Below are 14,744 nucleotides of genomic sequence, written 5' to 3'. Positions count from 1 at the left end.
GAACAAGGCGTTCGGCCGCGACACCTGCTACGTGACGGTGATCGGACTGTCGCAGATCGCGGGTGCCCAGTTCCTCAACGTCTATCGCCCGCGCAACTGGATCAACGCCGGGCAGGCCGGTCCGCTCGGCTGGACACTGCCGGCCGCGCTCGGCGTGCGTGCCGCCGATCCCGACCGCGACATCGTCGCGTTGTCGGGCGACTACGACTTCCAGTTCCTGATCGAAGAGCTCGCGGTCGGCGCGCAGTTCAATCTGCCGTACATCCACGTCGTCGTGAACAATTCCTATCTCGGGCTGATCCGGCAGGCCCAGCGCGGCTTCGACATGGACTATCACGTCCAGCTCTCGTTCGAGAACATCAACGCGCCCGAGATCGGCGCCTACGGCGTCGACCATGTGGCCGTCGCCGAGGGGCTGGGCTGCAAGGCGATCCGTGTGACGGATCCGAACGACGCACAGGCGGCATTCGCGACTGCGCGCGAACTGATGGCGAAGCACCGCGTGCCAGTGGTGGTGGAGTTCATCCTCGAACGGGTCACCAACATCGCGATGGGAACGGAGATCGACAACATCGTCGAATTCGAGGAGGTGCTCGACCTTCCGCTCGATGACGTGCCGAGCGCTCAGCGATCCGGCACGCTGCTGCCGGCCTGACGACATCATCCAGCGCTGCCTCAGCGGAGATCCGACCGTGCCTCAATTTGCCGCCAACCTCACCATGCTGTTCAACGAGCTGCCGTTCCTCGACCGGTTCGCAGCCGCCAAGGCCGCCGGCTTCAATGCCGTCGAGTATCTGTTTCCCTACGAGTTCGAAAAGGGCGCGTTGCGGGAGGAATTGTCGCGCTGTGGATTGACCCAGGTGCTGCACAATCTTCCGGCCGGCAATTGGGCCGCCGGCGAACGGGGCATCGCGATCCTGCGGGATCGGGTCGATGAATTTCGCGACGGCGTGGTGCGTGCGATCGACTACGCCAAGGCGCTGGAGTGCCGGCAGTTGAACTGCCTGGTCGGCATCGCTCCCTCCGGTGCGGACGCGGCGGAGCTACGCGAAATCCTGGTGCCCAATCTGCGCTTCGCCGCCAGCGCGCTCGCGCAGCATGGCATCAAGCTACTGATCGAACCGATCAACACGCTCGATATTCCCGGCTTCTTCCTGAGCGGGACGGAACAGGCGGTGCAGCTGATTTCCGACGTCGGCTCACCCAATTTGTTCATCCAGTACGACATCTATCACATGCAGATCATGGAAGGTGATCTGGCGCGGACCCTGCAGAAACATCTCGGCCGGATCGCGCATGTCCAGCTCGCCGACAACCCGGGCCGTTTCGAGCCGGGCACCGGCGAGATCAACTATTCCTATTTGTTCAAGCATCTCGACAGCATCGGATATCGCGGCTGGATCGGATGCGAATACAAGCCGCGGACGACCACGCTCGAGAGCCTCGCCTGGCACGCCGCGCAGACTCTCGTGACCTAGAGCATTTTCCGTTCCGATTGAATCGGAACGGAGCTCTGGACTTTTTCTTTAACGTGTTTTCTTCACGCGAACCGGTATCCACTTCGCTGGAAAACGCTCTCATCCGGCTGACAGGAGCGACGACAATGAAAGACATAGGATTCATCGGGCTCGGCACCATGGGACGTCCGATGGCGAGCCACCTCCTGGCTGCCGGCTATCGCCTGTTCCTGCACGACGTCGCACCCATTCCGCCGGAGCTGATTGCGGCCGGCGGCATCGCTTGCGAGTCCGGCAAGCAAGTCGCGCAGGAAGCCGACGCCGTCATCATCATGGTGCCGGATACCCCGCATGTCGAAGCCGTGTTGTTCGGCGACGGCGGCGTCGCGGAGGGCGTCTCCAAGGGCATGATCGTGGTGGATATGAGCTCGATCTCTCCGCTGGCGACCAAGGAGTTTGCCCGCAAGATCGATGCGCTCGGCGCCGACTATCTCGACGCGCCGGTCTCCGGTGGCGAGGTTGGCGCAAAGGCGGCAAGCCTGACCATCATGGTTGGCGGGCGGGAGCGGGCGTTCAATGCGATGAAGCCCGTGTTCGAGACGATGGGCAAGAACGTCACCCATGTCGGCGGTAATGGCGACGGTCAGACCACCAAGGTTGCGAACCAGATCATCGTCGCGCTGACCATCGAGGCGGTGAGCGAAGCCCTGCTGTTCGCCTCCAAGGCGGGCGCCGATCCGGCGCTGGTGCGCCAGGCGCTGATGGGCGGCTTTGCCTCGTCCCGGATCCTTGAAGTGCACGGCGATCGCATGATCAAGCGAAACTTCGATCCCGGCTTCCGCATCGAGCTGCATCAGAAGGATCTCAACCTCGCGCTGGAAGGCGCGCGGGCACTCGGGCTATCGCTGCCAGGCACAGCAGCGGCCCAGCAGCTGTTCAACACCTGTACCGCGCTTGGTGGCAAAGCCTGGGACCATTCGGCGATCCTGAAGGCGCTGGAAGTCATGGCGGGCCACGAGGTCGCAGCTGCCTGAATGTCTCAGCCAGCTGGATGGATCATCGCCAACGGTTAGCCCTTTTCGATGATATGAAGGTCCCACGGGGAGGGGGCGTCGCGCAAGAGCAACGAACCCTCGCATCCGCTGGGGTCTTTGGCTCCTTGACACGGTAAGTAAAAATATTATTACATGCCGGGATGGGAGAAACGAGCTGATGTTGCAGACAAAACGAAGCTATGGCGGCATGGTGACCGCGCCGCACCACCTGGCGGCGCAGGCGGGCCTTGCCGTGTTGTCGGAAGGTGGCAATGCCATCGAGGCGATGATCGCCTCGGCCGCGACGATTGCCGTGGTCTATCCCCACATGAACGGCCTTGGCGGCGACAGCTTCTGGCTCGTCGGCCGCGCCGGCTCGACGCCGGTCGGGATTCAGGCGTGTGGACGCTCTGCGATGGCGGCCGATCGCGACTGGTATCGCGCGCGTGGCTGCAGCAGCATTCCCGGCCGCGGCCCGCTCGCCGCGCTCACCGTCGCCGGTACCGTCGACGGCTGGCAGAAGGCCTATGAACTCAGCCGCGATCGTCATGACGGCCGCTTGCCGCTCGCACGTCTGCTCGAGCCCGCGATCCGTCATGCCGAAGACGGCGTCGCCGCCACCAGCACGCTGCATGAAAACATCCGCAAGAAGCGGCATGAGCTCGAAGGCGTGCCCGGCTATGCCGAGGTCTATCTGCCGCAAGGCAGCCCGCTCGCGATCGGTGCGCGGCTGCGGCAGCCGCGTGTCGCCGAGACGTTGCGGCGGCTGGCGAAGGCGGGCCTGCCTGATTTCTATCGCGGCGAGCTGGCGCGCGCGATGGCGGCCGACCTCGAACGGGTCGGGAGCCCGCTGCGACTGGCCGATCTGGAGCGGCATCAGGCATCGCTGGTGACGCCGCTCTCGGTCGAGGTGTCCGGACACAAGGTCTACAACATGCCGCCGCCGACGCAGGGGCTGGCTTCGCTGTTGATCCTGGCACTCTATGCCCGGCGTATGGCTGAGGAGGCCGATGGTGTCGATCATCTGCACCGGCTCGTCGAATGCACCAAGGCTGCGTTCCGGATTCGCAACGGCCATGTCACCGATCCCGACTACATGAAGCGTGCGGCCGCTGAATTCCTCTCCGAGCAGTCGCTCGCCGCGCTTCACGAAACGGTCTCCGACCGTCGCGCCGCGCCGTGGCCCGATCCGTCCAAGCAGGGCGATACGGTGTGGCTCGCAGCGACCGATCGCGATGGGCTCAGCGTCAGCTTCATTCAAAGCGTCTATTGGGAGTTCGGTTCGGGGGTCATCCTCCCCGAGACTGGCGTCACCTGGCAAAATCGCGGGACGAGCTTCAGTCTCGGCGAGACCGATACCAACAGGCTGGATCCGGGACGGCTGCCATTTCACACGATCCAGCCGGCGATGGCCGAGCTCGGCGATGGACGGCTGATCTCCTATGGCACGATGGGCGGAGAGGGGCAGCCGCAGACCCAGGCCGCGATCTTCAGCCGTTACGCCATGCACGGCCAGGAGCTGCAATCCGCAATCACGGCGCCGCGCTGGCTGCTCGGTCGCACCTGGGGCGAGGAAAACAACAATTTGAAGATCGAATCCCGCTTCGATCCCGCGATCATCGAACGGCTACGCGCGCTCGGCCACGACATTCAGTTGGCCGGCCCGTTCGAGGAGTTCATGGGCCATGCCGGCGCGATCGTCTGGCATCCGGATGGCCTGATGGAAGGGGCCAGCGATCCGCGCAGCGACGGCGTCGTTGCGACCCGCTGAAGGGCATTGCCAGCGCATGATCCGCACGATGCTGCTTCGTGCGGATCGCCCGCTAGCGCGACGGTTTGCGGGGCTGCGCGGTCGTCTTCGATCCGGCGGACTTGTACTTGCGTTCCCCGGCGGGAGCCGTCAGCCAGGTCAGGATCATGTCCTGCGCATGCTCGCGGCGCAGCGCAAGCCAGTCCGAATCGCCGAGGTCCTTGTCGAACATCGCCGACAGCGTGTACCGGTTGGACACGTGGAAATAGCTCATCGCCGTGATTGAGACGTAGAGCTGGATGGGATCGACGTCGCCGCGAAACAGGCCCGCCGCCACGCCGCGCCGCAGGATGCTTTCGATGCTTGCAACCAGCGGCAAGGTGAGGTCGGCAATCTTGCGTGACTTGCGCATGTTGCGACCGCGCTGAAGGTTCTCGGTGTTGATCAGGGCGATGTAGTTCTGGTGCTGCCCGAAGAACGTGAAGGTGAAATCGATCAGCTCGCTCATCGCGGCGATCGGCTCGAGATCATCCAGCTTGAGCTGCTGTTCGGCCGCGCGGATCTCGGTGTAGACGTCCTCGAGGACCGCGATGTAGAGCCCGTTCTTGTCGCCGAAATAGGCGTATAGCAGGCGCATGTTGGCCTTGGCGCGCTGCGCAATGGCTTCGACGCGTGCGCCGCCGAGGCCGTTGTGGCAGAACTCGAAGGTCGCCGCGCGCAGGATCGCCTCCTTGGTGAGCGCGGAGTCGCGCGGGCGTTTTCCGCGGGTGTTACTGCGGGTGGGGCTGGTCTGTGCTGTCGTCTCTGTCACGGCGTCAACCTTGCCTGGGCTCGGGTAGTCACGCAAGGCAGGTCCGCATCAGGCCACAACGGGCAGCGGTCCGGTTCCCGGCGCAAGCAGCTGGGATTGAGATCGGCATTACGGCTGTTCGTCAAGGGCGATTCCTCCCTGTTCACTGCTTCCGGGCGCCTTCGGTCACCATCACGCCACCACGCGCGACGAGGCGGCCGGCCTTGTAGACATCGCGCGGCTTGGGACGAGCGACCACGGCTTCCTGGACATGCCCTGCGTCCAGCACGACGAAATCCGCCGCCCCGCCGACCGTGAGGCCGTAATCCCCGAGGCCGAGCGCGCGCGCTGCGTTGGCCGTCACCATGTCGAAGGCCGCGGCCAGCTGATCGTCCGTGTTGAAGCCGGAGCGATAGCCGACCATCATTGCGCGTTCGAGCAGGTCGCCGTCGCCGTAGGGCCACCAGGAATCGCGGATGTTGTCATTACCGGAGAACACGGTGACACCGGCATCGCGCAGCAGCAACACAGGCGGAAACGGGCGCGCGCCTGGGGCATTGGTGAGAATGGCGACACCAGCCTCGGCAAGCTGCTGCGCGGTCCGTTGAACCACGTCAGTTGCCACTTCGCCGAGTGCATAGGCATGACTGATCGTGACCTTGCCGCCAAGGCCCGATGCTTTGGTCCGCCGCGCGATTTCCTCGATCTCCGAGATGCCCTGCAGACCGCCGTCATGCAGGTGAATGTCGACGCCGACGCCGTGCCGCCCGGCAATGCCGAAGACGACATCAAGATGTCCGGCGACGTCACCATCATGGCTTGCGGGATCAAGTCCGCCGACCAGGTCGGCGCCGGCGCGAACGGCTTCCTCGAGCAATTCGGCCGTACCGGGCGATGTCAGGATGCCGCTCTGGGGAAACGCGACGATCTGGATCGAAACCTTCTCGCGATGCGCCTCGCGGGCAGCGGCGATCGCCTCGAAATGCCGCAGGCCGACCTCGGCGTCGACATCCACATGGCTTCGCATGTGAGCCGTGCCTTGCGAGACGCAGAGGTCGATCAGGGCTGCTGCCCGAACGGCGATCGGCCTGGCGCCGGCGAGAGCTTCCTTCTCGAAGCTGACGCGCTCGCGCACGCTGAAGCCCGCGGTGCAGGGGCGATGCGGCTTCCAGTCGTCGCCGATGAAGCATTTATCAAGATGGATATGACCTTCCACCATGCCAGGGAGCACCAGGCGTCGGCCAAGATCATGGGTGATGCCGACTGCGCCGTGATCTTGCCGGGACGACGTGATGGTGACGATCTTGCCGCCGCTGACGGCGATCTCGACAAGCCGACCATCGGTCAGCCGCGCGTTTCGGAACAGTGTGTCGATGGCGCTCAATTGAAGTCTCCGGTTTCTTATGTCGGCACGATGCCGTCGGGCAGGGCGCGAGAAAATGCCGCGATCTCGCCGGCGGTGGTGATCCAGATGTCGTCGCGCTGGGCGACGATCGCCTGCAGCGCGCGCCGCAGCGGCCGCAGCCGGTGGGGCTGGCCGACCAGATAGGGATGCAGCGCGATGCCCATGACCAGCGACTGCCTCGCGGATTGCGCCAGCATTTCCTCGAACGTGTCCGTGATCATGGTCGCGAACTGCTCGCCGCTGTCCTTGCGTCCGACAATCGCGGGGATGTCGTTCAGTTCCTGTGGATAGGGGACGGACAGGATGCGCCCGCCACCTCGTGTCGAGAACCACACCGGCTGATCGTCCATGCACCAGTCGAGCAGGTAGTGGTAGCCCGCTTCGGCGAGCAGGTCCGGCGTGACGGCGGATTGCGAGATCCACGGACCGAGCCAGCCAAGCGGCCGTCGTGCCTCGGCGCGCGCGATGATATCGGTCGCTTCCTCGATCAGCCGCTGTTCTTCGGCAGGGGAGAGCACGCCCTGGCGTTCGGAATTGGTCCGGCCATGGCCGACCACCTCGTCGCCGCGCGCGCGAAAGGCGTCCATGACTTCCGGGCAGTAGTGATAGATGCTGCTGTTCGCGAGCACCGAGAGCGGCAGCTTCAGTTCGTCGAACAGATCGATCAGCCGCCATACGCCGACCCGGTTGCCGTAATCGCGCCAGGCGTAGTTGAGGACGTCCGGGTGTGGACCGCCCGGGCAGAGCTCGGCGCCAAGCCCGTCGCCGAACGCGAAATGCTCGAGGTTGAGCGCGATGTAGACCGCCAGCCGCTTTCCGTTCGGCCACACGAAGTCGGGGCGGCGCGTGATCGCGCTGTAGCGATAGCGGTCGTGAGAGACGAGACCGCGCGCCGGATCAGGCGTTTGCGCGCATGTTGCATCGCCGAGAACGCCACGCGAGACGGCTCGCTCGGGTTCCTCTCCAATCTCCCGCTGCATTGCAATCTCCATTCGGCGCGCGATCGGCCGCTTGACATTCGTCGATTTGTGAAGAAAGTTTTTACTTCCGTCAAGACCGCGGAAACGGCGGCGGCGGACCAGAGGCGGCTCGGGAGCCGTCGGAGCGGGAGGAATTGCAGAAATGAGCTACGCTTGTACCCCCATTGCCGGGCTGTGCCGCCGCGTTGTCTTGCAGGGCGCGCTCGCCATTCTCATCGGCTCGCTGCCGCTTGCGGAGCGGGCGCGGGCTGCCGAGCCGATCAAGATCGGCCTGGTCACGGCGCTGTCGGGGCAGTCGGCGCGCGCCGGTGAAGCGTTGACCCGCGGCGCCACGATCGCGATCGAGGAGATCAACGCGAAGGGCGGCGTGCTCGGCCGTCCGCTGGAGCTGGTGCGCCGCGACGACGAAAGCAATCCCGCGAAAGGGCTGACCGCCGCGCGCGAACTGATCCAGCGCGAGAAGGTCGCGGTGCTGCTCGGCGGTCTCGACACGCCGGTCCAGCTTGCGATCGTGCCGTTCGTCAACAACGTCAGGATGCCGTTCGTGGTGCCATGGGCCGCCGGAACCAACATCACGCAGAACGGCGCTGCGTCCAACTATGTGTTCCGCGTCTCGGCGATGGACGACGAGGTCGACAAGGCGATCGTTGCATTCGCCGGCAAGACCTTCGCCGCCAAGAAGCCGGGCCTCATCCTCGTCAACAATCCCTGGGGCGAATCGAACGAGCATGGCCTGCGCGCCGCGCTGAAGGCGGCGGGAATCGAGCCGGCCGGTGTCGAGAAATTCGAGGCGAACGATGTCGACGTGGTCGCGCAATTGTCCCGCCTCAAGCAGGCCGGCGCCGACTCCCTGTTCCTGGTCGGCAATGTCGGTCCGTCCTCGCAGGTCGTGAAATCGCTCGACCGGATGGGCTGGGCGCCGCCGATCGTGTCGCATTGGGGACCGGCCGGCGGCCGCTTCACCGAGCTTGCCGGGCCGAGCGCCGAGAGTGTCGTGTTCGTCCAGACCTACAGCTTCTTCGGCAACCTCTCGCCGGTCGGCAAGCGCGTGCTCGCCGAGTTGCAGGCGAAGTATCCGGACATCAAGGGGCCCGCAGACGTGACGCCTGCGGTCGGCTTCGCCAATGCCTATGACAGCGTGCAGGTGATCGCCGGCGCGATCCAGAAGGCCGGCAGCACAGATCCGACCGCCATTCGTGACGGCTTCTACGGGATCGACAGGCTGGAAGGCCTGATCAAGACCTATGAGAAGCCGTTCGCCCAGAACAAGCACGATGCGCTGACGGCGCAGGACTACATCTGGGCGCACTTCGAAGACAACCACATCCTGCCGTTCAAGAATTGACGGCAGCGGTCGTCCAGCAAGCAGATCGGGGTGATCATCGATGTCGTTTCTTTCGGCGATAATAACCGGAATGGCGCTGGGGAGCATGTACGGTCTGCTCGCGCTGGGCTTTCACGTCACTTACGCCGTGTCCGGCACGGTCAATTTCTCGCAGGGCAGCTCGATGACCCTGGGAGCCGTTGCCGGATACTTCTTCCTCGTCGTGTGGGGCTGGCCGGCCGCGATCGGCATCCCCGCGGTGCTATTGGTCTGCGCGGTTTACGGCGTTCTGATTGAACGCTTCGCGGTTCGTCCGTTCGTGCAGCGCGGGTCGGACAACTGGCTGATGGCGACGGTTGCGGTCGGCATCATCGTCGACAATGTGATGCTGTTCGTGTTCGGCAAGGAGCCGCGCAGCTTCCCGTCGGTGCTCGCCGCCAAGCCGATCCAGATCGTGGAGGGGGCAGGGGTCTACCCGCTGCAGCTCCTGATCCCCGTGGTCGGCCTGCTGCTTGCCCTGGCGCTGCATCTGATCAGCCGCCGCACGCGGCATGGCGTCGCGATGCTTGCGGTGGTGCAAAATCCCAATGCTGCGCGGTTGATGGGCATCAATGTCAGCGGCGCCATCGCCGCGAGCTACGCGGTGTCGGCGATGCTGGCGGGCGTCGCCGCGCTGCTGATCGCGCCACTGCTCAACGTCTCCTCGGAGATGGGCACGCTGTTCGGCATCAAGGCGTTCGCCGCCGCGATCATCGGCGGTCTCGCCAGCGCCTGGGGCGTCATGCTGGCCGGACTGTGCCTTGGCCTGATCGAGGTGTTCGCGACCAACTATCTCGGGTCGGTCTACACCCAGATCATCACGTTCGCTTCCGTCATCGTCATCCTCGTCATCATGCCGCACGGGCTGCTCGGCCGAGCTGGAGTTAAGAAGGTATGATCTCTCGCGCTTCCCTTCTGATCGCGGTCGCGGCGTTCGCGATTGCCATCTTCTATGCCGCGGTCGCGGACAGCTACGCGGTGTTCCTGATCGCGACGATTTCGCTGACCGCGATCGCCTGCATCGGGCTCAACGTCCTGCTCGGCCTCGCCGGCCAGATCTCGCTCGGCCATATCGGCTTCATGGCCATCGGCGCCTACACCACGGTGCTGCTGATGGAGAAGGCCGGCTGGCCCTACCTTGCCGCGACGGCGGGCGCCATCGTGCTGGTCAGCATCGTCGGCGGCCTGCTTGCGCTGCCGGCGCTGCGCGTGCGCGGCCCGTATCTGGCGATGGTGACGATTGCCTTTGGTTTCATCGTCGAACACGTCACGATCGAGTGGCGCGATCTCACCGGCGGCGGCAACGGCCTGATGCTGAGTGCGCCGCCGAGCGTGTTCGGCTACGCGCTGTCCGAGCGCTCGCTGGCCATCGCGGGCATCGTGCTGGTGTTTGCCGGCCTCTTCCTGTTCGAGCGGTTGAAGCGCAGCGGCTGGGGCTATGCCATGCGCGCGGCCCGCGATACCGAGGTCGCGACGCGCTCGCTGGGCATCGATCTGGTGCATGTGCGCGCCGTGGCTTTCGTGATCTCGGCCGCCGCGATGGCGCTGGCCGGCGCGCTGTTCGCGCCGCTGCAGGGCTATATCAGCCCGAGCTCGTTTCCGTTCCTGCAATCGGTGCTGCTGCTGTTCGGCGTGATGGTCGGCGGCGCCGGTTCGGTGCTCGGCCCGGTGATCGGCGCCGCGCTGGTCGTGCTGCTGCCGGAAGCGCTGTCGGATCTCGCCGAGTATCGCCTGCTGGCCTTCGGCGTGTTGCTGTTCGTCGTATTGCGCGCCGCGCCGTCCGGCATCGTCGGCCTCGCGGAGCAGCTCGCGGCAAAATTCCTGCCGGCACGCAAGCCCGTGGCCGAGTCTGCAATCGCGCCGGCGCATGCCGATGCGGCGATCCTCGAAACGCACAACACGGCCGGGCTCGACGTGACCGATCTCTCGATCTCGTTCGGCGGCGTGCGCGCCGTCCAGGGCGTCTCGTTCAAGGCGGCGCCCGGTGCCGTCACCAGCATCATCGGCCCGAACGGCGCCGGCAAGACCAGCGCGCTCAATCTGCTCTGCGGCTTCTACCGGCCGCAGGCGGGAACGGTGATGCTTGGCGATCGCGATGTCACGGGCATGACGTCGCATTTGCTGGCGCGGGTCGGCGTGGCGCGCACGTTCCAGACCACGCAGTTGTTCGGCTCGCTCACGATCCTGGAAAACATCCTGCTCGCCGAGCGGGTCGGCCGTCTCGGCGGTATCGTCTCTGCGTTGCGCAACGCGGAGACCGAGGGGTTCGCCCGGTTCCTGCTGCGCTTTGCCGGTGTCGATGGCGACGTCGACCGTCTCGCGGATTCGCTGTCGCACGGCGAGAAGCGGCTGGTCGAGATCGTGCGCGCGCTGGCGCTGCGGCCCCGCATCCTGTTGCTCGACGAGCCCGCGGCGGGCCTCTCGAAGGGCGACAAGCAGCGGCTGACCACGCTGTTGCGCCGGATCGCCGATCTCGGGATCGCCGTCATTATCGTCGAGCACGACATGCCGATGATCATGTCGCTGAGCGATCTGATCGTCGTGCTCGACGGCGGCAAGCGCATCGCGATCGGCGATGCGGCGGCGATCCGCAACGATCCGGAGGTCCGCAAGGCCTATCTGGGCGACGCCACGCCGGGCGAGAAGGCCCGTGCGCCGCGGCCGGCGCGGCAGGGCACTGCGCTTGAAGTCAAGACGCTCGACTCGTTCTATGGCCTGTCGCGCGCCCTGAACGGGATCGATCTGGTGGTCGCTCCCGGCGAGGCGGTTGCCGTGCTCGGCGCCAACGGCGCCGGCAAGACCACGCTGATGCGGTCGATCGCAGGTCTCGAACCGCCGCGATCCACAGGCGAAGTCCGGCTCGCCGAGACGCGCATCGACACGATGCCCGCGCATGTTCGGGCTCGCTCGGGCGTCGTGCTGGTGCCGGAAGGGCGGCAGGTGTTTCCGGAACTGACGGTGAAGCAGAACCTCGAGCTCGGCGCCTATGCGCGCAAGGGCCTCGACCTCGATGCCGAGATCGAGGCGATGTTCGTGCGCTTCCCGCGGCTGAAGGAGCGCATCGACCAGCGCGCCGGCCTGTTGTCCGGCGGCGAGCAGCAGATGCTCGCGGTGGCGCGCGGGCTGCTGACCGGACCGAAGATCTTCATGCTGGACGAGCCGTCGCTCGGCCTGGCGCCGCTGGTCGTCGATGAACTGTTCGCGTCCTTCGAGCGGCTGCGCAGCGAGGGCACGACCATCATGGTGGTCGACCAGATGGCGGGCCACGCGCTCGCGCTGGCCGACCGGGCCTATCTTCTCGAGACCGGCGCGATCCTGAAGAGCGGCGCCGCCGACATCATCGCCGAGGATCCGCTGCTCGAGGCGGCCTATCTGGGCGGAGAGGCCCAGGCCGGAGCGCCGCAACGCTTCGCGGCCCAGGCACACTGAGGGAGGCGAGGGCGGATGTTGGTCGGAGGCCGCGAAACTGACGGAAGGCAGGCTGGTCCGATGGGTGCGCGGGGCGAGCGGCGTCCCGGGCCCGCGGCGGCCGTCTGCGCCGGCGTGGAAGTGGGGCTCCTTGCCGACAGGGCGCTTCGCGATCGCGCCGCGGGTCAGGTCGTCGCTGTGTTCGAACGGTCGTTCTACGCCGTCATCGACGGGATCTGGATCTGCGTTGGACGGGCCGGTATCGGATCGGGGCCGTTGCACGTGCTCGGCGACTTTCGATGGCCGCGACTTGCGGTCGGCGACCCCGTGCGGGTCGCGGACTCCATACTGTGGGTCGCGGGGACGCCGCTCGCAAATCTCGCCGCGCGGTCCGTCTGGGCGCCGCCCGCTACACCGCATTGGTCGGCGAGCAGCCTGCGACGCGGCCTCGACGCGGTCGATGCGGTGTGGGGCGGAGAACTGACTTCGGAAGGCCTCGCCGTGGCCGGGTCCGGACGGGTGCCGAGCGATGTTTCTCCCCTCGTTCGGGCTGCCACGCCCGGTCTCGCGGCTCTCGCGCAAGTCGTGGCCGGCTCGGACGACGATGCGGATCAGAGCCTCTCGCTCGGCAGCTTGATCGGTCTCGGGCCGGGACTTACGCCGTCCGGCGATGACCTGATCGGCGGCGCGCTGATTGCGCTGGCCGCGCTGGGACGGATCGGACGTCGCGATGCTTTGTGGGAACAATGCCGCGCGCTGCTCGACGGCACCAATGACATCAGCCGAATCCATTTACGCGCGGCGGCACTGGGTTACGGCGCGGCAGCGCTGCACGACGCCATTCATGCAACGATGAGCGGCGAGGGCGCCGGATTTCGTCGCGCGCTCACGGCGCTCTCGGCGATCGGGCATACATCCGGACTGGATGCATTCGCAGGCAGTTTGATCGTCTTGCGCCATGAACTTCGCGGACGATGATGCCGCCATCGGTCAAGATTTGAGTTCTCCCAAACTGCTCCGAACGAAGTTCGGAGCATTTTTTTAGCGGGATTCCTTCTGGGCCAAATCCGCGAACGACAGCGAAGAGAGATTTCGCATTTCCCGAGAATCCGGTCTTGACTAAGTAAGTATTTTCTTATTATCTCGACAAAACGAAAACGAACTTTAGGGCGGAGACGATGACGGATCAGGATAGGCCGCAATATCAGCAGTTGCTGGCGCGCAAGGTCGAAGTCGTGAATGTCGGGCTTGAGGGGTTCGTGAAGGACCTCCGCGACTGCGACATCGGCGTCGTTCACGTCGACTGGAAGCCGTCGGCGGGCGGCGATCCGCAGATGGCGGCCCTGCTCGCGAAGCTCGGTGTGTGAGGGCGCACCGATGAAACTGATCGAAGACGCAAACCAGCAGGCGCTCGGACGGATCCTCGAAGGAGAGCCGCGGCTGATCGACATCGTTCCCGCCCGCCAATTGATCCCGGGCCTGCGCGAGCGGATGATCCTCCACGCCGGACCGCCGATATCCTGGGACAGGATGTGCGGCCCGATGCGCGGCGCGGTCGCCGGCGCCATCGTGTTCGAGGGATGGGCAAAGGATCTGCCGACCGCGACCAAGCTCGCCGCCAGCGGCGAGATCGAATTCCACCCGAACCATCACTTCGGGGCGGTCGGCCCGATGACCGGCATGACGACGATGTCGATGCCGCTGTTCGTGGTCGAGAACGCGCGCTTCTCCAACCGCGCCTATTGCGCGATCAACGAGGGGCTCGGCAAGGTGATGCGCTTCGGCGGCAACGACGCGAGCGTGCTGAAGCGGCTTGCCTGGTTGCGCGACGTGTTCGGCCCAATGCTGGGCAAGGCGATCCGTGCCGCCGGCGGCATCGACCTGAAGTCGATCGTCGCGCGCGGCTTGTCGATGGGCGACGAACTGCATCAGCGCAATCTCGCCTGCTCGAGCGTTTTCCTTCGCGAGATCGCGCCCTGGATGGCGCGCACCTCGACCGACAACGCCGTGCTCGCCGAATGCCTCGCGTTCATCGGGCAGAATGATCAGTTCTTCCTCAACATCGCGATGGCGATGGGCAAGGCGATCACCGATCCCGCCAACGGCATTCGCGGTTCGACCATCGTCACCACCATGTGCCGCAACGGCACCGATTTCGGCATCCGCGTCTCTGGGCTCGGCGAACAGTGGTTCACCGCGCCGGTCGAAATGCCGGAAGGGCTGTATTTCGCCGGCTATTCCGAGAAGGACGCCAATCCGGACATGGGCGATTCCGCCATCGTCGAGACGATCGGCCTCGGTGGATTTGCGATGGCGGCAGCGCCGGCCGTAGCCGGCTTCGTCGGTGCCGGCGCGCCGTCCGAGGCCGGCAACTTCACCCGCTCGATGGGCGAGATCACGGTCGCGCAGAATCCGGAATGGACCATCGCTGCGATGGACTTCGCGGGCGTGCCGACCGGCATCGATATTCGCCTGGTCGTCGATTCCGGCGTGGTGCCCGTCATCAACACCGGCATCGCGCATCGCGAGCCCGGCATCGGCCAGGTCGGTGCCGGCG

Annotated in this window: 13 protein-coding genes; 10 read left to right on the top strand and 3 right to left on the bottom strand. The window is 65.6% G+C overall.

Features of this window, described 5'->3' with window-relative positions; translation table 11 throughout:
• The 4 genes from QMZ05_RS37090 to QMZ05_RS37075 all read left to right on the top strand — a co-directional run.
• Window positions 1–655, top strand: a 655-nt coding sequence (locus QMZ05_RS37090; RefSeq protein WP_353705259.1) for a thiamine pyrophosphate-dependent enzyme, incomplete at its 5' end; no start/stop codon positions are given.
• A gap of 37 nt (window positions 656–692) precedes the next feature.
• Complete coding sequence (hyi, locus tag QMZ05_RS37085; protein ID WP_353705258.1) at window positions 693–1,478, top strand: hydroxypyruvate isomerase; 786 nt, start codon at window positions 693–695, stop codon at window positions 1,476–1,478.
• 125 nt (window positions 1,479–1,603) lie between these two features.
• Window positions 1,604–2,491 (top strand): 2-hydroxy-3-oxopropionate reductase, encoded by an 888-nt coding sequence (locus QMZ05_RS37080; RefSeq protein ID WP_353705257.1) that lies wholly within the window; start codon window positions 1,604–1,606, stop codon window positions 2,489–2,491.
• A 178-nt stretch (window positions 2,492–2,669) separates the two neighbouring features.
• Window positions 2,670–4,262, top strand: coding sequence for a gamma-glutamyltransferase family protein (locus tag QMZ05_RS37075; RefSeq protein WP_353705256.1), 1,593 nt, complete (start codon window positions 2,670–2,672; stop codon window positions 4,260–4,262).
• Window positions 4,263–4,314: 52 nt separating this feature from the next.
• Here the strand turns inward: QMZ05_RS37075 and QMZ05_RS37070 are convergent, their stop codons facing one another.
• The 3 genes from QMZ05_RS37070 to QMZ05_RS37060 all read right to left on the bottom strand — a co-directional run bounded on the left by QMZ05_RS37070 (window position 4,315) and on the right by QMZ05_RS37060 (window position 7,416).
• Window positions 4,315–5,052: a TetR/AcrR family transcriptional regulator gene (locus QMZ05_RS37070; protein ID WP_353705255.1), complete on the bottom strand. Its 738-nt coding sequence runs from the start codon at window positions 5,050–5,052 to the stop codon at window positions 4,315–4,317.
• 142 nt (window positions 5,053–5,194) lie between these two features.
• Entirely contained in the window at window positions 5,195–6,415 is a 1,221-nt protein-coding gene (locus tag QMZ05_RS37065; protein WP_353705254.1) for an amidohydrolase family protein, read from the bottom strand.
• A 17-nt stretch (window positions 6,416–6,432) separates the two neighbouring features.
• A complete protein-coding gene (locus QMZ05_RS37060) occupies window positions 6,433–7,416 on the bottom strand; it encodes a polysaccharide deacetylase family protein (protein ID WP_353705253.1) in 984 nt (327 codons plus the stop codon).
• A gap of 142 nt (window positions 7,417–7,558) precedes the next feature.
• Here QMZ05_RS37060 and QMZ05_RS37055 point away from each other — a divergent pair, with 142 nt between their 5' ends.
• The 6 genes from QMZ05_RS37055 to QMZ05_RS37030 all read left to right on the top strand — a co-directional run.
• Window positions 7,559–8,761: an ABC transporter substrate-binding protein gene (locus tag QMZ05_RS37055; protein WP_353705252.1), complete on the top strand. Its 1,203-nt coding sequence runs from the start codon at window positions 7,559–7,561 to the stop codon at window positions 8,759–8,761.
• A gap of 40 nt (window positions 8,762–8,801) precedes the next feature.
• Entirely contained in the window at window positions 8,802–9,677 is an 876-nt protein-coding gene (locus QMZ05_RS37050) for a branched-chain amino acid ABC transporter permease (protein ID WP_050420846.1), read from the top strand.
• On the top strand, window positions 9,674–12,208 hold the full coding sequence (locus QMZ05_RS37045) for a branched-chain amino acid ABC transporter ATP-binding protein/permease (RefSeq protein ID WP_353705251.1): 2,535 nt from the start codon (window positions 9,674–9,676) through the stop codon (window positions 12,206–12,208). The genes QMZ05_RS37050 and QMZ05_RS37045 overlap by 4 nt, the downstream gene beginning before the upstream one ends.
• Window positions 12,209–12,268: 60 nt before the next feature.
• A complete protein-coding gene (locus QMZ05_RS37040; protein WP_353705250.1) occupies window positions 12,269–13,165 on the top strand; it encodes a DUF2877 domain-containing protein in 897 nt (298 codons plus the stop codon).
• Between the two features lie 200 nt (window positions 13,166–13,365).
• Window positions 13,366–13,554 carry a hypothetical protein gene (locus QMZ05_RS37035; RefSeq protein WP_050420843.1) on the top strand — a complete coding sequence of 63 codons (189 nt, stop codon included), beginning with the start codon at window positions 13,366–13,368 and terminating at the stop codon, window positions 13,552–13,554.
• A gap of 10 nt (window positions 13,555–13,564) precedes the next feature.
• A partial coding sequence (locus QMZ05_RS37030; protein WP_353705249.1) for a DUF1116 domain-containing protein occupies window positions 13,565–14,744 on the top strand: 1,180 nt, incomplete at its 3' end.

Source organism: Bradyrhizobium sp. INPA03-11B, assembly GCF_040446015.1.
Classification (GTDB): domain Bacteria; phylum Pseudomonadota; class Alphaproteobacteria; order Rhizobiales; family Xanthobacteraceae; genus Bradyrhizobium; species Bradyrhizobium macuxiense_A.
This window is presented reverse-complemented; position numbering and strand designations above follow the sequence as displayed.

What these genes read in the sequence shown, in the direction of transcription:
- QMZ05_RS37055 (WP_353705252.1), top strand. Translation starts at nt 7,559, where the DNA reads ATGAGCTACGCTTGTACCCCCATTGCCGGGCTGTGCCGCCGCGTTGTC.
- QMZ05_RS37060 (WP_353705253.1), bottom strand. Translation starts at nt 7,416, where the DNA reads ATGCAGCGGGAGATTGGAGAGGAACCCGAGCGAGCCGTCTCGCGTGGC.
- QMZ05_RS37050 (WP_050420846.1), top strand. Translation starts at nt 8,802, where the DNA reads ATGTCGTTTCTTTCGGCGATAATAACCGGAATGGCGCTGGGGAGCATG.
- QMZ05_RS37080 (WP_353705257.1), top strand. Translation starts at nt 1,604, where the DNA reads ATGAAAGACATAGGATTCATCGGGCTCGGCACCATGGGACGTCCGATG.
- QMZ05_RS37035 (WP_050420843.1), top strand. Translation starts at nt 13,366, where the DNA reads ATGACGGATCAGGATAGGCCGCAATATCAGCAGTTGCTGGCGCGCAAG.
- QMZ05_RS37040 (WP_353705250.1), top strand. Translation starts at nt 12,269, where the DNA reads ATGGGTGCGCGGGGCGAGCGGCGTCCCGGGCCCGCGGCGGCCGTCTGC.
- QMZ05_RS37075 (WP_353705256.1), top strand. Translation starts at nt 2,670, where the DNA reads ATGTTGCAGACAAAACGAAGCTATGGCGGCATGGTGACCGCGCCGCAC.
- QMZ05_RS37045 (WP_353705251.1), top strand. Translation starts at nt 9,674, where the DNA reads ATGATCTCTCGCGCTTCCCTTCTGATCGCGGTCGCGGCGTTCGCGATT.